Annotated in this window: 18 protein-coding genes and 1 pseudogene; 14 read left to right on the forward strand and 5 right to left on the reverse strand. The window is 52.1% G+C overall.

Annotated elements, in window-relative coordinates; translation table 11 throughout:
* The first annotated feature begins 82 nt into the window (after positions 1 to 82).
* From hisS to AU509_RS15590, 5 genes are all read left to right on the forward strand, one after another.
* Positions 83 to 1,357 carry a histidine--tRNA ligase gene (gene hisS / locus AU509_RS15570; RefSeq protein WP_085653570.1) on the forward strand — a complete coding sequence of 425 codons (1,275 nt, stop codon included), beginning with the start codon at positions 83 to 85 and terminating at the stop codon, positions 1,355 to 1,357.
* Between the two features lie 13 nt (positions 1,358 to 1,370).
* The gene (locus AU509_RS15575) at positions 1,371 to 1,985 is read left to right on the forward strand and encodes a YfgM family protein (protein ID WP_094118774.1); all 615 of its coding nucleotides are present in this window, start codon (positions 1,371 to 1,373) and stop codon (positions 1,983 to 1,985) included.
* Positions 1,986 to 1,995: 10 nt separating this feature from the next.
* Positions 1,996 to 3,177, forward strand: a complete 1,182-nt coding sequence (bamB, locus tag AU509_RS15580) for an outer membrane protein assembly factor BamB (RefSeq protein ID WP_094118775.1) — start codon at positions 1,996 to 1,998, stop codon at positions 3,175 to 3,177.
* Positions 3,178 to 3,325: 148 nt separating this feature from the next.
* Positions 3,326 to 4,819: a ribosome biogenesis GTPase Der gene (der, locus tag AU509_RS15585; RefSeq protein ID WP_085653573.1), complete on the forward strand. Its 1,494-nt coding sequence runs from the start codon at positions 3,326 to 3,328 to the stop codon at positions 4,817 to 4,819.
* A gap of 113 nt (positions 4,820 to 4,932) precedes the next feature.
* Complete coding sequence (locus tag AU509_RS15590) at positions 4,933 to 5,175, forward strand: zinc ribbon domain-containing protein (RefSeq protein WP_094118776.1); 243 nt, start codon at positions 4,933 to 4,935, stop codon at positions 5,173 to 5,175.
* On the opposite strand, the gene AU509_RS15595 is transcribed toward AU509_RS15590, so the two are convergent.
* From AU509_RS15595 to xseA, 3 genes are all read right to left on the reverse strand, one after another.
* Entirely contained in the window at positions 5,134 to 5,439 is a 306-nt protein-coding gene (locus tag AU509_RS15595; protein WP_322788449.1) for a hypothetical protein, read from the reverse strand. The genes AU509_RS15590 and AU509_RS15595 overlap by 42 nt on opposite strands.
* A 69-nt stretch (positions 5,440 to 5,508) precedes the next feature.
* A complete protein-coding gene (locus AU509_RS15600; protein WP_085653576.1) occupies positions 5,509 to 6,570 on the reverse strand; it encodes a M4 family metallopeptidase in 1,062 nt (353 codons plus the stop codon).
* A gap of 116 nt (positions 6,571 to 6,686) precedes the next feature.
* Entirely contained in the window at positions 6,687 to 8,042 is a 1,356-nt protein-coding gene (xseA, locus tag AU509_RS15605; protein WP_085653577.1) for an exodeoxyribonuclease VII large subunit, read from the reverse strand.
* Between the two features lie 170 nt (positions 8,043 to 8,212).
* Between xseA and guaB the strand changes: the two genes are divergently transcribed.
* From guaB to AU509_RS18340, 3 genes and pseudogenes are all read left to right on the forward strand, one after another.
* On the forward strand, positions 8,213 to 9,682 hold the full coding sequence (gene guaB / locus AU509_RS15610) for an IMP dehydrogenase (protein ID WP_099045422.1): 1,470 nt from the start codon (positions 8,213 to 8,215) through the stop codon (positions 9,680 to 9,682).
* Between the two features lie 94 nt (positions 9,683 to 9,776).
* Positions 9,777 to 11,354 carry a glutamine-hydrolyzing GMP synthase gene (gene guaA / locus AU509_RS15615; RefSeq protein ID WP_094118777.1) on the forward strand — a complete coding sequence of 526 codons (1,578 nt, stop codon included), beginning with the start codon at positions 9,777 to 9,779 and terminating at the stop codon, positions 11,352 to 11,354.
* A 306-nt stretch (positions 11,355 to 11,660) separates the two neighbouring features.
* Positions 11,661 to 11,789: pseudogene (locus AU509_RS18340) on the forward strand (Arm DNA-binding domain-containing protein); the annotation flags it as partial.
* 71 nt (positions 11,790 to 11,860) lie between these two features.
* Here AU509_RS18340 and AU509_RS15625 read toward each other — a convergent pair.
* Together AU509_RS15625 and AU509_RS15635 are read right to left on the reverse strand one after the other, a co-directional pair.
* A protein-coding gene (locus AU509_RS15625; protein WP_208640018.1) for an IS3 family transposase occupies positions 11,861 to 12,996 on the reverse strand; the annotation gives its coding sequence in 2 pieces (ribosomal slippage) (positions 11,861 to 12,750 and positions 12,750 to 12,996; 1,137 coding nt in all).
* A gap of 277 nt (positions 12,997 to 13,273) precedes the next feature.
* The gene (locus AU509_RS15635; RefSeq protein ID WP_094118780.1) at positions 13,274 to 14,746 is read right to left on the reverse strand and encodes a hypothetical protein; all 1,473 of its coding nucleotides are present in this window, start codon (positions 14,744 to 14,746) and stop codon (positions 13,274 to 13,276) included.
* Between the two features lie 870 nt (positions 14,747 to 15,616).
* Between AU509_RS15635 and AU509_RS15640 the strand changes: the two genes are divergently transcribed.
* The 6 genes from AU509_RS15640 (at position 15,617) to AU509_RS15665 (ending at position 22,167) form a co-directional block, all read left to right on the forward strand.
* Entirely contained in the window at positions 15,617 to 16,219 is a 603-nt protein-coding gene (locus AU509_RS15640; RefSeq protein ID WP_085653610.1) for a CDP-alcohol phosphatidyltransferase family protein, read from the forward strand.
* Positions 16,212 to 17,141: a phosphatidate cytidylyltransferase gene (locus AU509_RS15645; protein WP_094118781.1), complete on the forward strand. Its 930-nt coding sequence runs from the start codon at positions 16,212 to 16,214 to the stop codon at positions 17,139 to 17,141. The genes AU509_RS15640 and AU509_RS15645 overlap by 8 nt, the downstream gene beginning before the upstream one ends.
* Positions 17,142 to 17,259: 118 nt before the next feature.
* Positions 17,260 to 19,023: a bifunctional alpha/beta hydrolase/class I SAM-dependent methyltransferase gene (locus tag AU509_RS15650; RefSeq protein WP_094118782.1), complete on the forward strand. Its 1,764-nt coding sequence runs from the start codon at positions 17,260 to 17,262 to the stop codon at positions 19,021 to 19,023.
* On the forward strand, positions 19,016 to 20,332 hold the full coding sequence (locus AU509_RS15655) for a phosphatase PAP2/dual specificity phosphatase family protein (RefSeq protein WP_094118783.1): 1,317 nt from the start codon (positions 19,016 to 19,018) through the stop codon (positions 20,330 to 20,332). Before AU509_RS15650 ends, AU509_RS15655 begins: the two co-directional genes overlap by 8 nt.
* Positions 20,314 to 20,703, forward strand: a complete 390-nt coding sequence (locus AU509_RS15660) for a hypothetical protein (protein ID WP_094118784.1) — start codon at positions 20,314 to 20,316, stop codon at positions 20,701 to 20,703. Before AU509_RS15655 ends, AU509_RS15660 begins: the two co-directional genes overlap by 19 nt.
* 408 nt (positions 20,704 to 21,111) lie before the next feature.
* Positions 21,112 to 22,167 (forward strand): glycosyl hydrolase, encoded by a 1,056-nt coding sequence (locus tag AU509_RS15665; RefSeq protein ID WP_094118785.1) that lies wholly within the window; start codon positions 21,112 to 21,114, stop codon positions 22,165 to 22,167.
* Positions 22,168 to 22,175: the final 8 nt, after the last annotated feature.

The raw sequence follows: 22,175 nt of genomic DNA on the forward strand, positions 1-22,175 counted from the left end.
GGCGACGGCCGCGCATTGATGCCGCAGTGCCGTTCCCCCTATAATCGGGCCTATTTTCGAGAAAACGGATTAGAGAACTGACGTGGCAAAAAATATCCAAGCCATCCGAGGCATGAACGACTACCTGCCGGCCGATACGGCTTTATGGCAACGTATTGAAGGCAGCCTGAAACAGGTCCTTGCCAGCTATGGCTATAGCGAAATTCGCACGCCTATCGTTGAGCAGACTTCTCTGTTCAAGCGCGCTATCGGTGAAGTCACCGACGTCGTAGAAAAAGAAATGTACACGTTCGAGGACCGTAACGGCGATAGCCTGACGCTGCGCCCTGAGAACACGGCAAGCTGCGTCCGCGCAGGCATTGAGCACGGCATCCTTTACAATCAGGAACAGCGTCTGTGGTACTCAGGGCCGATGTTCCGTCACGAACGTCCGCAGAAAGGCCGCTATCGTCAGTTCCATCAGCTCGGTTGTGAAGTTTTCGGTCTGAAAGGCCCGGATATCGATGCTGAAATGATCATGATGACGGCGCGCTGGTGGCGAGAGCTGGGCATCGCCGAACACGTTACGCTGGAACTAAACTCTATCGGCTCGCTGGAAGCGCGCGCGCGCTACCGAGAGGCGCTGATTGCGTTTCTGGAACAGCATCAGGATGTTCTGGACGAAGACTGCAAACGTCGTATGTACACTAACCCGCTGCGCGTACTGGATTCCAAAAATCGCGATGTGCAGACGCTGCTGAACGATGCGCCGGTCCTGACGGATTACCTCGATGATGAGTCGCGCGAGCATTTTGACGGCCTGTGTGAACTTTTAACGCAGGCGAGCATCCCATATAAGGTTAATCCGCGCCTGGTTCGTGGGCTGGATTATTATAACCGCACCGTCTTCGAATGGGTGACTACCAGCCTCGGTTCACAGGGCACTGTGTGCGGCGGTGGACGTTACGATGGCATGGTGGAACAGCTGGGCGGCTCCAGCACGCCTGCGGTCGGTTTCGCGATGGGCTTAGAGCGTTTGGTACTGCTGGTTCAGACGGTCAATCCAGAGTACAAAGCGCTACCGGGCGTGGACGTTTACGTCATTTCTTCCGGTGCGGGAACGCAGAGTGCGGCTATGCTGCTGGCGGAATCGCTGCGTGATGCGCTGCCTGGGTTGAAGCTGATGACCAACTTCGGCGGCGGCAACTTTAAAAAGCAGTTTGCTCGTGCGGATAAAAGCGGGGCGCGTGTCGCGCTGGTGCTAGGCGAAAATGAAGTCGCGGCAGGACAGGCAGTGGTGAAAAACTTGTCCAGCGGTGAACAAGAAACTCTGGCGCAGGCTGACGTTGCAGCCCGGCTGACGACGCTACTGGATTGAGGAGAAAGACACCGTGGAAGTCTATACCACAGAGAATGAACAGGTTGATGCGCTGCGACGTTTCCTAAGAGAAAACGGCAAGGCGCTGGCTGTCGGCGTGGTCCTGGGAATAGGGGCGCTGGTCGGTTGGCGCTTCTGGCAGAGCCATCAGGACAATAGCGCGATGGTAACGTCATCGGCCTATCAGCAGGCCAGTGAAACGCTGACGGCAGGTAAGGGCACCACGGCGGTGGAAGCGTTTGCTGCCGCCAACAAGAACAACTACGGCGCGCTCGCTTCTATGGAGCTGGCGGCTCACTATGCTGAGCTGAAAGACTTCGCCAAAGCAGAGCAGCAGCTGACTCAAGCGCTTTCTCAAAGCAATAACGCCGATCTGCAATCGCTGATCAACCTGCGTCTGGCGCGTGTGCAGCTTGCGCAGAAAAAAGCGGATGACGCGCTAAAAACGCTGGATGCCATTAAAACCGAAGGCTGGGCCGCTATGGTTGCAGACGTTCGCGGCGACGTTCTGGTCAGCAAAGGTGATAATCAGGGTGCGCGTAGTGCGTATGAAAAAGGCATCGAGTCTCAGCCTCCTCAGGGGCTGCAGGCCCTGTTACGAATGAAACTGAACAACCTGTCCAGCTAAGAGGAATTCCATGCAATTGCGTAAAACACTTTTGGTAGGACTGGTTTCAACTGCCCTGCTGAGCGGCTGTTCGCTATTCGACCGTGAAGAAGACGTTGTTAAAATGTCCCCTCTGCCGCAGGTAGAGAACCAGTTCACGCCGACGAAAGTCTGGAGTCGTTCAATCGGCAGCGGTATCGGTGATTTCTATTCCAATCTGCGTCCGGCCTGGCAAGACAGCCGTGTTTATGCCGCCGACCGTCGCGGTACGGTTAAAGCGCTGGATTTGAGCAACGGCGAAGAAAAATGGAAGGCCGACCTGTCTGAGAAAACGGGCCTGCTGTCGGCGAACCGTCCGGCACTGTTGTCCGGCGGCGTATCGGTTGCCGGAAATCACGTTTACGTCGGCAGTGAAAGAGCGAAGATGTTCGCTTTGAATGCAGACGACGGCTCTCAGGTCTGGGAGACGCCGGTCGCCGGGGAAGTCACTTCTCATCCGGTTATCAGCGATGGCGTAGTGCTGGTGCACACCAGCAATGGTATGCTGCAGGCGCTGAACGAAGCTGACGGCGCTGTTAAGTGGACGGTGAACCTGGATATGCCGGCATTGTCGGTGCGCGGCGAGTCTGCGCCAGCGACTGCATTTGGCGCGGCTATCGTTGGCGGCGACAACGGACGCGTCAGCGCCGTGCTGATCAACCAGGGCCAGCTGATTTGGCAGCAACGTATTTCCCAGCCGAGCGGCGCTACCGAAATCGACCGCCTGAACGACGTCGATACCACGCCGGTCATCGTCGGCGAAGTGGTGTATGCGCTGGGTTACCATGGCAACCTGACGGCGTTGGACCTGCGCTCCGGTCAGATTTTGTGGAAACGCGAACTGGGCTCGGTGAACGACTTCATTGTTGACGGCGACCGTATCTATCTGGTCGATCAGGATGATCGCATCGTGGCCCTGAACACCAGCGGCGGCGTGAGCATCTGGCGCCAGAGCGAGCTGTTGCACCGTAATCTGACGGCTCCGGCACTGTATAATGGTTACCTGGTGGTGGGTGACGAGGAAGGGTACATGCATTGGGTTAATACGACCGATGGCCGTTTCGTCTCTCAGCAGAAAGTGGATAGCTCCGGCTTCCTGAGCAACCCTGTGGTGGCCAGCGATAAGCTGTTGATTCAGGCTAAAGGCGGCGAGGTTTACGCCTTTACGCGCTAGTACACGTGTTTTACTCCGGGCGAAGGCGCCAGAATGGCCTTTGACCTGTCGAACGGCTCCTGACGCTATCAGGAGCCGTTTCGTCTTTTATGATCAGCCAGCTAAGCTTGCTGTAACGAATTGAAATATAAGCAATGAGGTTGTAACAATGATACCTGTCGTCGCGCTGGTCGGGCGCCCGAATGTGGGGAAATCCACGCTGTTTAACCGCTTAACGCGTACTCGTGACGCATTGGTGGCGGATTTTCCTGGGCTGACGCGTGACCGCAAGTATGGTCGTGCCGAGGTGGAAGGAAACGAGTTCATTATCATCGATACAGGCGGTATTGACGGTAGTGAAGAAGGCGTGGAAACACGGATGGCGGACCAGTCTCTGCTTGCGATTGAAGAAGCGGATATCGTGCTGTTCATGGTCGATGCCCGTGATGGGTTGATGCCAGCGGATTTGGGCATTGCCCAGCATCTGCGCAACCGCCAAAAATCCACGTTCCTGGTCGCCAACAAAATCGATGGGATCGATGTGGATACCGGCACGGCGGACTTCTATTCGCTGGGCCTCGGCGAAGTCTACCCGATCGCGGCATCGCATGGCCGTGGCGTCACCGGCCTGCTGGAAAAAGTGCTGCTGCCGTTTGCGGAAAATCAGGGCGAAGAGCCGAAGGAGCTGACGGAAGAAGAAGCCAACGCCGCCTATTGGGCGGAGCAGTTGGCCATTGAAACTGAAGCCGAAGAGGAAGCCGAGGTTGAAGATAACTTCGATCCGGAATCTTTGCCGATCAAACTGGCTATCGTGGGTCGTCCTAACGTCGGTAAGTCGACGCTGACCAACCGTATTCTGGGCGAAGATCGCGTTGTGGTTTACGACATGCCTGGTACGACGCGCGACAGCATCTACATTCCGATGGAGCGTGACGAGCGCGAATATATCCTGATCGATACTGCCGGTGTGCGTAAACGCGGCAAGATCACGGAAACCGTCGAGAAGTTTTCCGTCATCAAAACGTTGCAGGCGATTGAAGACGCCAACGTGGTGCTGCTGGTGATCGATGCTCGCGAAGGGATCTCCGATCAGGATTTGTCTCTGCTGGGCTTTATCCTGAACAGCGGTCGCTCGCTGGTGATCGTGGTGAACAAGTGGGATGGCCTTTCTCAGGATGTGAGAGAGCAGGTAAAAGAGACGTTGGATCTGCGTCTGGGCTTCATTGATTTTGCCCGTATTCACTTCATCTCCGCACTGCATGGCAGCGGCGTCGGTAACCTGTTTGAGTCGATTACTGAGGCCTACACCTGCTCGACTCGTCGTGTGAGTACTTCGCTGCTGACGCGTATCATGCGCATGGCCGTCGACGACCATCAGCCGCCGCTGGTGCGTGGGCGTCGGGTGAAGCTGAAATATGCGCACGCCGGGGGTTATAACCCGCCTATCGTCGTGATCCACGGCAACCAGGTCAAAGATCTGGCGGATTCTTATAAACGTTATCTGATGAACTACTTCCGTCGTTCGTTGGAGGTGATGGGAACGCCGATCCGCATTCAGTTCAAAGAAGGGGAAAACCCGTTTGCGAACAAGCGAAATACCCTGACGCCGAACCAGCTGCGTAAACGTAAACGTCTGATGCAGCACATCAAAAAAGGCAAATAAGCCGAATTGAAGTGCCAGATTGGACCGGCGGGGCAGACTATTTTCTGCCCCGTTTTTATTGCGGGAACGCCAGTGATAAGTGAGGCCACACGACGATGGAAAAGGAGAACGGCATGACGCCGCGATGTCCGCAGTGCCAGCACGAAATGCAAGGGCGCAGCGATGAGCGTTTTAGCTGCGATGAGTGTCGACAGGATTATCGCCGTGAGGCGTTATGCCCAGACTGTGGGCAGTCGTTGCAGGTGCTTAAAGCCTGCGGCGCGGTGGACTATTTTTGCACGCAGAAACACGGTTTGATTTCAAAAAAACGCGTGTTATTCCGCTACCAACCGGTTTTGACCGATACGTCGGATTGAGCCGTCGCCGCAGACATCACGGCGCTGGCTGTGCGTTCCGCCACAGAGCATCCAGTTCCGGCGCATTCCGTTCGGGAATCCGCCACTCTTGAAGGGATGCGTCGCTGCGGTCTGACTCACTCCGGAGAATATGAATGCGGTAGTAAAACTGATCGCCCGGCCGGGGGGATCGGTCAGATCGTCGGACTCCGCTGAAGGCAACACGCTGCGCAGTACCGCACAGATGCGTTGACGTTCTTCCTCAGGCAGTTTGGCTAATACCACCCATCTCGGCCCGGATAATTGGGGTATCCAGCGATGCCGCCTTCCCGCGCCAGTTCGATAATGGCGTCGTCAGTCAAGCGGGGCAGTGCGTTCATACTCATTCGGGATCCCCGTATCCACGCCCACCCGATGCCAGGCGTGCAGCACGGTATCCGCTACCGCCGTACTAAAACGCTGTTCCGCATGATTCACGGTATATTGAGCAAACAGTGAAAAGTCGGCGTTCTGCGGCAGCGATTTGTCACATAAAACGTCATACCAGATGACACCCGCTTTCTCCCATGCATACCCGCCAAGATCGGTCGCTGCCAGATAAAAGGCGCGGCTGGGTATACCAGAATTGAGATGTACGCCGCCGTTATCTTCACGGGTGTTGATGTAATCACGCATATGAGCAGGTTGCGGATCCGTACCTAGCAGCGGGTCGTCATAGGCCGTTCCCGGGCGAGACAGGGAGCGTAGGCCCTTGCCATCGATCTCCTCGGTCAGGAGGCCCGCGCCGACGATCCAGTCCGCTTCCTGAGCCGTTTGTTTAAGATAAAACTGCTTCACCATGGCGCCGAACACATCGGACAGCGATTCGTTTAATGCGCCGGACTGGCGCGTATAGAGAAGATTCGCTTCGCTCTCGGTGACGCCGTGCGTCAGCTCATGGGCGATAATGTCGATAGCGGTGGTGAAGCGGTTGAAAATCTTGCCATCGCCGTCGCCAAAGACCATTTGCTGCCCATTCCAGAAAGCATTCTGATAATCCTGACCGAAATGAACGGAGCCCAGTAAGGGCAGCCCGGCGTTGTCCAAAGAATTGCGGCCGAAAACCTGCCAGAAGAAGTCGTAGGTGGCGCCCAGATACTCATAGGCTTCATCCGTGGCGATATCGCCCGTGGCGGCCTGGCCTTCCTCGCGAACAAGCGTGCCCGGCAGCGTTTGCTGATGTTGCGCATCATGAATATGGCGGTGGATCTGTCCGCCGGGGAGTGGGTCGTGCTCGGGAGGACGCGTCTGGGCGGAGACCATCAGCGACTGTACATGCATCAGCGTTTGCTGAGCGAGGCGTCGCTCTTCGTCAGAACCATTGCTGACGATACGATGAAGGATATACGGGGGTACTATGCTATGAATCGCTTTCATACATCATCTCCACATGGATGCATATCTCTCGGTATGAGCGGACGTCCATAACGTAGATAACCAGTAAAGGAGCGATAAGTATAGTTCAGGAAATCATTTTCAGACGAAGAGTGATTTCAGGCGTCATCGGCCGAATGAATAGCGGTCACCTGGCTTTCAACCCACCCATCTTGCAGCCGCGTGCTGAGGGTGTCCCCGGCGGCGATCTGGCCCGCTTTTTTCAACACCTCGCCCGATGAGGTCGTGGTGACGCTGTAGCCTCGACCCAGCGTGGCCAGCGGGCTGACGGCTTGCAGGTGAGAGCAGGCCTCGCCGAAGCGCTGTTTGTTCTGACCGATCTGTTTGTCGAGTGCGTGTTGTAGCCGGTAGTGCAGCTGCTGAAGGTGTTGCTGCGCGCGATGGATTCTTGGCTGCGGCGGCTGTTGCAGCAAGCGTTGCTGGAGGTATTCCTGTCTGCGCGAGATTTGGCGCAGTCTGAGCTGTACGGCGTCGTCCAGTCGCTGACGCAACCGGATCAGCCGGTTTTGCTGGCGCGCCAGCCGCAGTTGGGGATGCTGTTGTTGCAGGCGATGATGCAGCCGAGTGAACAGGCTCTGGCGCTGCGCCAGATAGTAATCCATCGCCATTTCCAGCCGTTGGCGCTGGGTTGTCACCTGTCGCAACAGCTCCTGCTGGTTACGGCTGACCAGTTCCGCGGCGGCGGAAGGCGTCGGGGCGCGTAAGTCCGCGACGAAATCGGAGATGGTAACGTCCGTTTCATGGCCGACGGCGCTGACGATGGGGATGCGGCTGGCGAAAATCGCTCTGGCGACGCGTTCGTCGTTGAAACTCCACAGATCTTCGAGTGAGCCGCCGCCGCGGCCGACGATCAAGACATCGCACTCATCGCGCAGGTTAGCCAGTTCGATGGCGCGGATGATTTGCGGCGGCGCGTCTGCGCCTTGTACGGAGGTCGGATAGATGATGACCGGCAGCGACGGATCGCGACGTTGCAGCACCTGTAAAATGTCATGCAGCGCGGCGCCGCTCGCCGATGTGATGACGCCTACACGCTTGGCCGGTTTCGGCAGCGGCTGTTTGAACTGCTGGTCAAACAACCCTTCGCCGAACAGACGTTGCTTCAACTGTTCGAACTGCTGCTGCAACAGACCGTCGCCAGCAGGCTGCATGCTGTCCGCCAGCAGTTGGTAGTCGCCTCGCGGTTCGTACAACGTAATCATGGCGCGGATGAGCACCTGCTGGCCGTTCTGTGGTCGGAACGTCACGCGACGGTTGCTGCCACGGAACATGGCGCAGCGCACTTGGGCGCGCTCGTCTTTCAGCGTGAAGTACCAATGGCCGGATGACGGCTGGGAAAAGTTGGAGATTTCGCCGTTGAGCCAGATATGGCCCATCTCGCCTTCCAGCAGTTGTTTAACCGTCTGATTGAGACGGCTGACGGTAAAAATGGCGCTAGAAGGAGTCTGTGGCATGTGAGAAAGATCAAGTTTCAAAGCAGTGGGTTAATCTTTCCATACTACCGGGCAAAGGGCAGTACGCAAGGCTTTTTATAAAAAACGCTGGAGACAATCCTATATGCTCTGTATAATGCCGCGGCAATATTTTATCTAATCTTCCAACCATCCTCGGTGAGATATTGCCCATGTTACGTATCGCAAAAGAAGCATTGACGTTTGATGATGTCCTGCTCGTTCCTGCACATTCTACCGTACTTCCCAACACGGCCGATCTCGGCACTCAACTGACGAAAAACATTCGCCTGAACATCCCTATGCTGTCTGCCGCCATGGATACGGTAACCGAATCTGCTCTGGCGATTGCGCTGGCACAGGAAGGCGGTCTGGGCTTCATTCACAAGAACATGACTATTGAGCGTCAGGCGGAAGAAGTCGGCCGCGTGAAACGTCACGAAAGCGGCGTCGTGGTAGAACCGCAGACCGTCACCCCGGCAACCACCTTGCAGCAGGTGAAAGACCTGACCGCACGTAACGGCTTCGCGGGTTATCCGGTCGTGACGGAAGGCAACGAACTCGTCGGTATCATCACTGGCCGTGACGTGCGTTTCGTGACCGATATGAACAAGCCGGTCAGCGCTGTGATGACGCCGAAAGAGCGTCTGGTGACAGTCAGCGAGAGTGAAGCGCGCGATCGTGAAGTCGTGCTGCACAAACTGCACGAGCGCCGTATCGAGAAGGCGCTGGTCGTCGATGACCAGTTCCGCCTGAAGGGCATGATCACCGTTAAAGATTTCCAGAAAGCGGAACGCAAACCGAACGCCTGTAAAGACGAGCGCGGTCGTCTGCGCGTCGGCGCTGCCGTAGGCGCGGGCGAAGGCAATGAAGAGCGTATCGACGCGCTGGTCGCCGCTGGCGTCGATGTTCTGCTGATCGACTCCTCTCACGGCCATTCTGAAGGCGTATTGCAGCGTATTCGCGATACACGCGCTAAATATCCTGAACTGCCGATCATCGGCGGCAACGTCGCCACCGGCGCTGGCGCATTAGCGCTGGCGGAAGCGGGCGTTAACGCAGTTAAAGTCGGTATCGGCCCGGGCTCCATCTGTACGACGCGTATCGTAACCGGCGTAGGCGTACCGCAGATTACGGCGATTTCCGACGCGGTTGCCGCGCTGGAAGGCACAGGTATTCCGGTGATTGCCGATGGCGGTATTCGCTTCTCCGGCGACATCGCCAAAGCCATTGCTGCGGGCGCGGCTTGTGTCATGGTGGGTTCTATGCTGGCGGGTACGGAAGAGTCTCCGGGCGAAATCGAACTCTATCAGGGCCGCTCGTTCAAATCTTACCGTGGCATGGGCTCTCTGGGCGCGATGTCCAAAGGCTCTTCTGACCGTTACTTCCAGTCAGACAACGCAGCTGACAAGCTGGTGCCGGAAGGTATCGAAGGCCGTGTCGCCTATAAAGGTTACCTGAAGGCGATCGTTCATCAGCAGATGGGCGGCCTGCGTTCTTGCATGGGCCTGACCGGTTGCCCGACCATCGACGCGCTGCGCACCAAGGCTGAATTTGTCCGCATCAGCGGCGCAGGCATTCAGGAAAGTCACGTTCACGACGTTACCATTACCAAAGAGTCGCCTAACTACCGCTTAGGTTAAGCGCTTTTGTTGGCTGATTTAACGAACAGAACCCGGTAATATTTATCGGGTTCTATTTTTCATTCGCTTCTATCCGTATTGGAATACGCCTCTCATGACAGAAAACATTCATCAACACCGCATTCTTATTCTGGATTTCGGTTCGCAATACACGCAACTCGTCGCTCGCCGCGTACGTGAGCTGGGCGTGTACTGCGAACTTTGGGCATGGGATGTCACCGAAGCGCAGATTCGTGAATTCAACCCGAACGGGATTATTCTCTCCGGCGGCCCGGAAAGCACCACCGAGTTCAACAGCCCGCGAGCGCCTGAATATGTGTTCCAGGCCGGTGTTCCTGTGTTGGGCGTTTGCTACGGCATGCAGACCATGGCGATGCAGCTGGGCGGAAAAGTTGAAGGCTCCAATCAGCGTGAATTCGGCTACGCGCAGGTGGAAGTGAAGTCTGCCAGCGCGCTGGTGCGGGACATTCAGGATGCCGTCAGCGCGGCGGGCGAACCGTTGCTGGACGTTTGGATGAGCCACGGCGATAAAGTCACTGCGATCCCGCAAGGTTTTGAGACCGTAGCCAGTACCGATACCTGCCCGTTTGCCATTATGGCGAATGAAGAAAAACGTTTTTACGGCGTACAGTTCCACCCGGAAGTGACGCACACTCGCCAGGGCCAGCGCATGCTGGAACGTTTCGTCCTCGAGATTTGTCGTTGTGAAGCGCTGTGGACGCCGGCAAAAATCATCGACGATGCCGTCTCCCGCATTCGTGAGCAGGTCGGCGAAGATAAAGTCATCCTTGGCCTATCCGGCGGCGTTGACTCCTCTGTCACCGCGATGCTGCTGCACCGCGCCATCGGCGACCGCCTGACCTGCGTCTTCGTGGACAACGGTTTGCTGCGATTGAATGAAGCCGATCAGGTGCTGGAAATGTTCGGCGACCATTTCGGCCTGAACATTGTTCATGTCCCGGCGGAAGAGCGCTTCCTGAGCGCGCTGGCGGGTGTTGATGAGCCGGAAGCCAAGCGTAAAATCATTGGCCGTGTGTTTGTGGAAGTGTTCGACGAGGAAGCGAGCAAACTGACGGATGTGAAATGGCTGGCTCAGGGCACCATTTATCCGGATGTGATCGAATCCGCCGCGTCTGCGACCGGTAAAGCGCACGTCATCAAATCTCACCACAACGTGGGCGGCCTGCCGAAAGAGATGAAGCTGGGCCTTGTTGAACCGCTGAAAGAGTTGTTCAAAGACGAAGTCCGCAGAATTGGCCTGGAACTGGGCTTACCGCACGACATGCTGTTCCGTCACCCGTTCCCGGGGCCGGGTCTGGGCGTGCGTGTGCTGGGCGAAGTGAAAAAAGAGTACTGCGACCTGCTGCGCCGTGCCGATGCCATCTTCATCGAAGAACTGCACAAAGCCGACCTGTATCAGAAGGTCAGCCAGGCATTTACCGTCTTCCTGCCGGTTCGCTCTGTGGGCGTAATGGGCGATGGCCGTAAATACGACTGGGTCGTCTCTCTGCGCGCGGTAGAAACCGTGGACTTCATGACCGCGCATTGGGCGCACCTGCCGTACGAGTTCCTCGGCCGTGTTTCCAACCGCATCATCAACGAAGTGGACGGCATCTCCCGCGTTGTTTACGACGTCTCCGGCAAGCCGCCAGCGACGATTGAGTGGGAATGATTTAACGTCTGGCAACAGCCTGCACGTAAAAGCAGTAAAACACCTCTAAGCCCGCGTAATTGCGGGCTTTTTTGTTTTTATCTCTGGCATTTTCTGGCAGCTGTTAGTAACGGGAAGCACGGTTTTTTCAATGGAATTTTTGATGGTACTCTCTGGTTTTGAATTCAAATTTGAAAAAGTACCATGTGATAAATTTCGGTTGAGTTATGGTATTTATTTTTTATAACTCAATTAAGACAGATAGTTAAATAAATTTTCTGGGGTTTTTACAACATGGTATTAATTGATAAAGGGAAACAATAAACCATGTTGACTGGCACCAGGCTGCGTCACCTTAAGCCGAAGGAGAAACTCTATAAAGTTAATGACCGTGATGGTTTGTATGTTGCGGTAACTCCGGCTGGAACGATCTCATTTCGTTATAACTACTCAATATGGACTGCCCCTACCACGGTAGACAATCCTGCCCTATTGGACTGCCCCACCTCAGTAGACATATTCTGTCCTCACGACGAGGCCTGTTCGAAGGCCTCCGGACTGACGCCGCCGAGATGACTGTGGCGCCGGGCCCGGTTGTAGAAGACTTCAATGTAATCGAAGATATCGGCCCGGGCCAGCGCGCGGGTTTTGTAGATCCGTTTTCTGATGCGCTCTTTTTTTAGCGAACTGAAGAACGACTCCGCCACCGCATTATCCCAGCAGTTCCCACGCCGACTCATACTCGTCGTGAGGTGGTTGGCCCGGCAGAAACGCTGCCAGTCGTCGCTGCCATACTGACTGCCTTGATCGCTATGCACTATCACTTCACTTTCCGGTTTTCTCCGCCATACCGCCATCATCAATGCGTCCAGTGCCAGTTCGCGTGACAGCGTTGGTTTCATCGACCACCCCACCACGTTACGGGCAAAGAGGTCGATAACCACCGCCAGATACAGCCAGCCCTGCCAGGTACGGATATAGGTGATATCCGTTACCCATACCTGATTGGGTTTCACCACGGTAAATGCCCGCTGCACCCGGTTAGGCGCCACCACGGAAGGCCTGCCGGCGATGCGCCGGGGTGATTTGTAACCACGTACTGCCTTGATCCGGTTCAGTTGCATAATGCGGCCCACACGATTTTTACCACAGCGTTCTCCGATTTCGCACAGATCGCCATGAACCCGGCGGTAACCGTACACGCCGCCGCTCAGCACATACGAATCCCGGATAAGCGTCAGCAGGCGCTGGTTATCCCGTTCACGCTCGGACACAGGATTATGCAGCCACGCATAGAAGCCAGTCCGTGCAACATTCAGTACCCGACACATCGTCATAACACCCCATTCAGCGCGGTGCTCATTAATAAAGCGGTACTTTAGTCGGGCTCCCTTGCAAAGTACCGCGCGGCCTTTTTCAGGATATCTCGTTCTTCTTCGGTGCGTTTTAGTTGTGCACGAAGTTTGAGGATCTCGCTTTTAGCCTCGAGGAGATCCCTTGCATGCTGCTCGCTATTATCGGGTTTTATGGCGCGTAGCCACTTGTAGAGGATGTGAGCGGAGACGCCCAGCCGGTCGGAAACTTCAGCAACGGAATAGCCACGCTCAGTGATCTGCCGGACGGCCTCTTCCTTAAATTCAGATGTAAATCGTGGTATGCCCATACGCTCCTCCTATGCTCAAAATATAGGGCAGGATTGTCTACCGTGGCTGGGGCAGTCCAAATTCTGTGTTTGAATGGAGCAGGATTTAGGGTCAGGGTCACTTACAGTTTGTAAGTTGCCCATTGCTAGGCTATGAAGTCAAATCTAATTAGGTTATTTACGATTACTAATAAATCATATTTATGATTAGAGAGTGGCGCCAAAGAGTTTTGAATTGGTATGAAGCCCCAATAGGTGGGGGCTATTTGAAACGTTGGCGTTAAATTTTTTTAGGTTATCAACTATCTGAAGCTATCAAATTTTTATTCCAAATGAATATCTTCACTCCTTCAGCCTCAATCACTTTGTCTGGATTACCAAATTGCTTGACAACAGTCGCCTCAATATCAATATTATTGATAATGACAAAATTATTTCCTGCGTTATACCACTCATCTTTACTAAGCCACTTCATCTTGATCAATTTGGTGCCATCATAATAAACTGGCGCGACTTGGATATCATCATAAACAGAAATGGATGAGGCATGCCAAAACTCAGCATAACCTTTTTTAAGACCATTTTTTTTGATAATATCAGAAACGCTGTGCATTTGATTAACAGCTTTGGGAGTATTTAACATGTTGTAAATACTATAAATTGATGTGACAAGCATCACTGAAAAAACAAGGCTATTTAATCTTTTTTTTGAAGTTATCGCATCATTTTTTCTACTAATAAATATTATTATAAAGATAAAGAATGGGATTATATATCTTATTGATGACACACCAACATTTACGCTACTTACTACAAAAGCTATAGGCATAACAAAAGTTGCTGAACAAAGATAAAAGTCCATGTTATCAAATTCTTTTGCTTTTCTTAACTTTAAAAAAAACATGGCTGCAATATAAACAAGGCATGAAAAAGATAAACAAATAAATACAGTTTCACGATTATGTGGGTCTGTACCAAAAAAGAAAGCATCCTGTAAGCGTAAAAAACCTTCAACTAATACATTAAGGTTACTGTAAAAAGTATCTAACGATACAAATGTGGGAGATGAGTATCCCGGTACATTAAATCCGTATTTTTTAAATAAAGTCCATATCATCAATGATGATGCATATGAAAATAAGGACACAAAAGTAAGTGTAGACCAACGCTTATGTGTCTTACCTTGAAGAAAATTGATAAAAAAGACGGTTAGAAAAGGGAAAAGTATTATAAACAAAGAAATGCTATCACTAAAAAAAACCATAGTGAGTACAAAATAATTAATTATAAGCAGGAATCCTGCTCCATCCTTTATGTATTTTATTGAAAGCAATAAAGATATTAGACTGAAAATGTATGCTCCGATATGAATTACCGGTACTAATATATTGCTCGCCAAGAATAAACCGGGTGATCCCAGCAAGAAAAATGTAAGAAAAAACCCTGTCTTTTTATTATCACAACACATTATTATCAGTGTGCATAAGATTGCCAAATATATTGCCGGTAATGCATAGTTATACATATAGTGATACCCACCAATAAGTATAACTAATGAATACCAAACTATTTCTGTAAAATAAAATGGGACAGTTGAGAGGCTCCAACCTTTGAGAAATATATTGCCCTTGCTTACATCGATAGCAGCAAGGAAGCCGGAAGCCATGTCAGAATTTATATTTATTCTTTGACTTATTTTATAGTAAATAAGTGATATGATTGTAGCTATGACTAAGTATAATCCATAGTGGATAAAATTCCTTTTATTCATTTTTCAACCTGTTTTAAATGGTGGCATTGTTGGCGGATATTCTACCTTCAATCTCCTTTTGCATCTATAGAAAAAATACAATATTGGTGCCAGTTCTTCTTAGATTTATATACTTATTTTTACTAAATATTTGGAGTTAAGGTCATAGGGAAGCCACTTCTGGCGAAGAGGATATTTTGTGGACTAGGTAGGGGCGAACGGAGACGTTATTCGCAGATATATCATATATCGGGACAAATTAGCGAAAGGGTAAGCAGAAAGACAAATGCAACTGTGATAGGAAGAATAGTGTTTAAGCCCAAGTCAGGGGGGCGTGTCAAAGCCGCCTTCCTACTGGGTATATCCCCGCATGGAAAGGTAAGTGACGCCAGCTGAATCTGGCTAAAAATCTGCTGGCTGCTAAGCAAAAGAGTTCGCCAACCCAAGGCCATTTTCCTCACGATGATTGGAATAGATTCGGAAGAGGGAGGTTAAATGACTCCCCTCACGCCCGACAAGACTTATCAGGCCGACAAGCAAGCTTCATCCCCCGAAATGCCACCGGCAAACCCCTAGCGCAAACAGATAAAAATGGCATTAGATGAGTACATTAAAGTTGATTAGAACCCACGTCCTCGGCATAGTGGCGATGGTGGAATAGCGTGATGACTACCGAGGAAAAGACGCTCGACGGTGAATGCCGAAGGAGGGCCACATTTATCGGCTCTCTTCATTCTTGATGTCGTAGGGACACAGAATGTCCGCAATGTGCGTTTCCCCGCGAGGAGCTACATCCTGTTTTCCAGACGATCATCACTCAGCGCATAACCACGCTAGGCAATTCAGGGAACAGAGCGATGCATAATCCTCACCATGGACAGGAGCTGTCGAGTGACGCTGTATGATATTAAGCCGAAATTTCAAAGCCTTTTGAGGCCTATCGTCGTGACATTACATCGTTGGGGAATCACGGCAAATCAGGTGACGCTGCTCGCGATGGGGCTCTCGGTGGCTCTGGGCAGTGTCTTGATGTTGTATCCGGTGCCTGTTCTGTTCGGTTTCCTGCCGATATATTTGTTCTTTCGTATGGCGCTGAATGCGATGGATGGCATGCTGGCGCGGGAATTTAACCAACAGACAACGCTGGGCGCGGTGCTGAATGAAGTGGGGGATATTATCTCCGACGCGGCGCTCTACCTCCCGTTCGCTTTCTTGTCAGGCGTTTGGCCGGGGTGGGTTGTCCTTGTCGTTTTGCTTGCCGGGCTAACGGAGTTTTGTGGTGTCCTCACTCAAACATTAACGCATCAGCGAAACTATCGTGGCCCACTGGGGAAAAGCGATCGCGCATTTCTCTTTGGCGCATTAGGCCTCGGCATCGCCATCTGGGCGCAATATGCTGTTTTAGTGAATATCGTATTGATGATTGCAGTTTTATTACTTATATGGACCTGCATTAACCGTTGCCGTGGGGCATTGGAGTCCAGAGATGCCTAGCGCAACCCACACGTTATATTATTGTCTGGGCGGTATATTCAGCATTTTATTCTTGGCGACAATAGCGATACTCCTACTGCAAAAATGTCGTCCTCAGCAAGATTGGGTTGAGTTACAGCAGAGGATGAACAGCTGGTGGATCATCGTTATTCTGTTCTCTTTAGCGATGGTATCGCCGAAATGGCTCGCTCTGACGTTTTTTGGATTGCTCAGCTTTCTATCGTTAAAAGAATATACCGGTCTGGCCCTCATACGGCCCTCCCCAAATAGTCCTCTCTTGTGGATGAATGCGGCTATCCCCCTGCAATATCTTTTAATCGGCATGTCGTGGTATGGCATGTTCCTTATTTTTATTCCTGTTTATCTGTTTTTGATTTTACCTGCTCGCATGGTCGCCATTGGCAATACCCGAGGTTTTTTGCATTCGGTGTCGGTGATGCATTGGGGCATGATGATGACCGTGTTTGCACTGAGCCACGTGGCGTTTTTACTGGTGTTGCCGAAAGAGGGCGCCCGTGAGGGATCGCTGTTGGTCATCTTTCTGGTCGCGTTGACGGAACTCAACGATATCGCACAGTATCTTTGGGGTAAGTCGCTGGGAAAAATCAAGGTGACGCCCACCGTCAGCCCGAATAAAACCCTGGCGGGACTGCTGGGGGGAATCGGTACGACGATGTTGCTGGCCACGATATTAGGCCCGGTGCTGACGCAGATGAACTGGCTTTATTCATTAGGCGCGGGGATGATTATCGGCGTCGGCGGATTTTGCGGTGATGTTGTGATGTCGGCGATTAAACGCGACGCCGGCGTTAAAGATACCGGTAATTTATTGCCCGGGCACGGCGGCATATTAGACCGCCTGGACTCGCTAATGTATACCGCGCCATTGTTTTTCCATTTTTATTACTATTTATATTATTAAGGTGTGCTCATGAACCTTATTGCATACCGCATCTTTATTTTGCCTGTGACTTATTTTTCAAAAGATAACGTCTTAAATGGCTTTTTACATTCCAGCAGAATGTCACAAGGGAAATATCATGAGTGAGGATGCTCGTCTATTTCAGGATGGAAGTTTTTTAACCAGTGATAATACGTCATTGTATTTCAGACACTGGCCCGCTTTAGTCGGAGAGGGGCGTAAAGTCATCGTGCTATTTCACCGTGGACATGAGCATTCAGGGCGATTGCAGCATGTTGTCGATGAACTGAACATGCCGGACACGCAATTTTACGCATGGGACGCGCGCGGTCACGGGATGTCTCCCGGCGAGAGGGGCTACAGTCCGAGCCTCGCCCGCTCAGTGCGAGATGTCGATGAGTTTGTCCGTTTTGTGGCGTCGAATGCCAATGTCAGTGGCGAAGATATCGTTGTAGTCGCACAAAGCGTGGGAGCGGTGCTGGTGTCAACGTGGGTGCATGACTATGCGCCCAAAATTCGCGGTATGGTGCTGGCGTCGCCGGCGTTTAAGGTCAAACTCTACGTGCCGTTTGCTCATGCGGGTTTGAGATTGTTACAGCGAATTCGTGGCCTGTTTTATGTCAATTCCTATGTGAAAGGGAAGCTGCTGAGCCACGATCCGGCACGTATCGCCAGCTTTGAGCAGGACAAATTGATTTCGCGGCAAATCGCGGTCAATATTTTATTGGACCTCAATGTCACCTCTAAACGCATCGTTTCTGATGCTTCAGCGATTACGCTGCCTACCCAACTACTGATCTCTGGCGATGACTTCGTTGTGCGCACCAAGCCGCAAAAACAATTCTATGCGCGTCTGCGCAGCGCCGTAAAAGAGCAGCATGTTTTACCGGGCTTTTATCACGATACGTTGGGTGAGAAAGATCGGCACATTGCCTTCGATAAAATGCGAAATTTCATTTCGCGCCTCTATAGCCGTGACGTTGAGACGTTCGATTACCGTTACGAAGATCGCTGGAGCCCCAGCGCCGATGCGTATCGTGAATTGCAGGTACCGCCAAAGCCGCTTTCGTTAGAAGGGGGATGCTATACCGCACTGAATTACGTCATGCGAACCCTCGGCACTCGCTCAACAGGCATGCAGTTGGGGTTTGATACCGGCTTCGATTCTGGCAGCACCCTCGACTATGTCTATCGCAACATCCCAGAAGGCAAAGGTATCTTGGGGCGTCTCATTGACCGTTATTATCTCAACAGCATCGGTTGGCGCGGTATCCGCATCCGCAAAGTTCATATCCAGCAAATGATCCAACAAGCCTTGACGACGTTGAGAGAAAAAAATCTGCCGATACGCGTTGTCGATATCGCCGCCGGGCATGGGCGCTATGTATTGGATGCGCTGGAACATCAGCCTGATATTGAGAGTATTTTGCTGCGGGATTATAGCGAGCTGAATGTGGCGAAAGGGCAGGCGATGATTGAAGCGCGAGGGCTGAGTCCGGTTGCGCAATTTAGGCTAGGCGATGCCTTTGATGACGGTTCTCTGGCCTCCATCGCTCCCGCGCCAACGTTGGGGATCGTCTCCGGTTTGTATGAGCTTTTTCCGGCTAATGACTTACTGGAAAGGTCTCTGGCAGGGCTGGCTGCGGCCATCCCGCCGGGCGGCGTGCTGATTTACACTGGACAGCCCTGGCATCCTCAGCTCAAAACGATCGCCTACACCTTAACCAGTCACCGCAATAACACCCCCTGGGTGATGCGGGTCCGGTCTCAAAACGAGATAGATAGTCTGGTGGAACAGGCCGGCTTTGAAAAGTGCGCTCAACTAATCGATGAGTATGGGATTTTTACCGTATCGATGGCGGTAAGAAAACAGCATGACTGAATTCGCTGTCTCAACCCCTCCATTTGGCCGCTGGAAAAATGGACTGTGCTGGTTGTTACTGTTGGGGCCGCTATTTTTTCTGACTTACGGTCAGGTGAATCAGTATACGGCTGCCAGGCCGGACGTGGGTGGCAGCGTCTTTAGCTGGGAACATGCCATTCCGTTTATGCCGTGGACCATCGTACCCTATTGGAGCATTGATATTCTGTACGGCATCTCCCTGTTTATTGGCTCATCAAAACAAGAGCTGACGCGGCATGGATACCGGTTATTGGCGGCATCGCTCATCGCATGTTGCGGATTTTTATTATTCCCGCTGAAATTTACCTTTGTGCGTCCTGATACTGAGGGGATCTTTGGCTGGCTATTTCGCCAGTTGGCGCAATTCGATCTTCCCTATAATCAGGCGCCGTCATTACATATCATTCTTACGTGGTTGCTGTGGCTGCGTTTCCGGCAGCATCTGAGCGGTTTGCCGGCAAAAACAATATCCGGCGCATGGTTTCTCCTGATTGCCCTCTCAGTTCTGACCACCTGGCAACATCACGTCATTGATGTCATCAGCGGGGTCATCACCGCAGTGATTATCAGCTATGCGATCCCGATGACGGGAAGATGGTGTTGGCGACGGCCATCGGCTCAGGCCGTGCGCCTGTCGGCGCTCTATACGGCCAGTGGGATGGTGCTTTTGTCTGTTGGATTGACGATTCCTTACGGCGAAATAGCGCTGTGGCCAGCACTTTCGACGCTCATTGTCGCTGTGGGTTATGCCGGGGTGGGCGTCGGCGTTTTCCAAAAAAACGCGCAGGGGAGATTATCGCTGTCCGCACGGATACTTCTGCTGCCTTATTTAGCGGGCGCAAGGCTTTCTAAATACATGTTTTGTCGGCGTTTACCTCACACTTCGGCCATTCATGGTGGTATTTACCTCGGGGCTTTTCCTCTGACTGAAGTTCAACAGAGCGCCGTGTTGGATCTCACCGCTGAGTTTCATCGTGTAGCCCCCTCTGTCTGGCACGCCTGTCCACTGATGGATTTGGTCGCGCCGGACGAGCGAACGCTCTATCAGTGCGTCATGACATTAAATCAGTTACGGCAAAGCCACGAGACCGTTTTGGTCTGCTGCGCTCTCGGTTTATCCCGTAGCGCGGTGGTTGTCGCCGCGTGGTTATTGGCGGAGAGAATCGTCTCCAACGTGCAAGACGCCGTCGAGTTGACCAGCGCTCATCGACCACAGGTGGTGTTAACACCGCGCCATCTCAGGGTGTTGGAACAGTTTCAGGAGCGGTTATGCCGAACAGCGCGTTAACGAATCGCATCATGCAAATCCATCTGTCGAGCTGGCGTTATCTGGCGCTGTTAACGCTCCCACCTCTGGGCGTTGCGTGCCATTTCTTCTCTTCGCCATACTGTGCGTTGCTGCTTACGTTGTTTTTCATTACTCACTATTTTTGTTGGCGTTTATGGCTTGATGAAAGACTTTTTCAACTGATAACGAGTGAAAACCATCTCGCCGATTTCGATAAGGGAATGTCACAGTTATGGTCACTAAAGCCGGGGAGAAAGACACGTACATTGGCCGAGCGTTATCTGGGCGTCAGGCGACTCTTTCGTAGAGCGCTATTAGCCACGACGGCGCTGTGGGTGACCGCCTCGATCCTGTTGCTTTTACAGCCTTAATGTCGATTGTCTGAGATATCGCGGAGTACTCAATCATTGATTCACGGTGGATCTTGGGGGATATGTGAGTGGAAAGGTTATTTTTCCGAAGAGTCATTCCGTGATTCACCCAACAGATAATATCTCTTATCGCTAGAGCGTCATTATCCTTCGCACTAATCATGAGTGATTTAAAACTATCGTTACTTTCGATAGCTACAAAACTGTACCCATCTCATTAATTCAATTTCGAGTTTATTTCCCGCGCTCGATATTTTTACGGAAATAATTCAAGGAGATTGTGTTGTGCTATTTCCGACACAACCACTGCTTATTTAATACGCTATTGGCAGTGATACCCTCATTAGACCGCGTTAAGTATAGCGGAAATGAATATTAAGCCATGATTTAATAATGAGGAGTATGACCATGAACGATAAAACAGAATTAAATACTGCGAATGAACATGCGGATGATACCGCAGTCCGTATTTATCACTGGCTCGCCGATTTACCGTCGCGTTCAAATAAAAAACTGATCTCCGGCGCGTTTGGCGGGTACACCCATATTACCGGCGAAGATGCTTTTTCAATGCGGCAGGCGGAAGCGATTTGCGCGACTACGGGGCAATTTCCTGCGATTTACGGCGCGGATTACGCGCGCGGTTGGGATATTACCGAACCGGGCGAGGAGGCCTGTTTGATCGACTATGGCTGCAATGCCGAGCTGATCAAGCACTGGGAGAAGGGCGGGTTAGTGGCTATCAGTCATCATCTGCCGAATCCTATTTATGCGGGGAACAATCCGGGAACGGGGGGAGGTGCGCTGAAACAGCCGATCAGTAATGAACAATTTTCGCGGATTTTGGCGTTTGGCTCCGATGAGCGGCAGCGTTGGTTGGCAATACTGGATCGCATCGCCGAGGGGCTGATGGAATTAAATCGTCGTGGTATTACGGTGTTTTATCGGCCCTTGCATGAAATGAATGGCGAGTGGTTTTGGTGGGGGGCGTCCGGATATGAAACGTGCGACACCGTGCGTATGGAACTGTATAAAATGCTCTATCAGGATATGTTCAACTATTTCACCTATCGCAAAGGGCTCAATAATTTGCTGTGGGTCTATTCACCGGATGCGCACCGCCAATATAAATCAGACTATTATCCCGGCCATGCTTATGTCGATATTACCGGATTGGACATGTATTTAGATAATCCGCAAACGTTATACGGCTATCAGGAAATGGTGGATCTCAATAAACCCTTTGCCTTTCCGGAAATAGGGCCGCTGACGCTCGATGGCCAACTGGATTATGGCAATATGGTGGACGTCATTCTCTCTGCCTATCCTCAGGCCACGTTTTTTATGCCGTGGAATAATGTCTGGGGTCCGCTGAAAAATAAAAACATGGCCAGTGCTTATAACAATGCTCATGTGATTAATCGTGGCGATGTCTGGAATGGCAATGTGCTCAGTCAGACGTGATTGGTAAA

The organism is Lonsdalea britannica (assembly GCF_002111595.1).
GTDB lineage: Bacteria > Pseudomonadota > Gammaproteobacteria > Enterobacterales > Enterobacteriaceae > Lonsdalea > Lonsdalea britannica.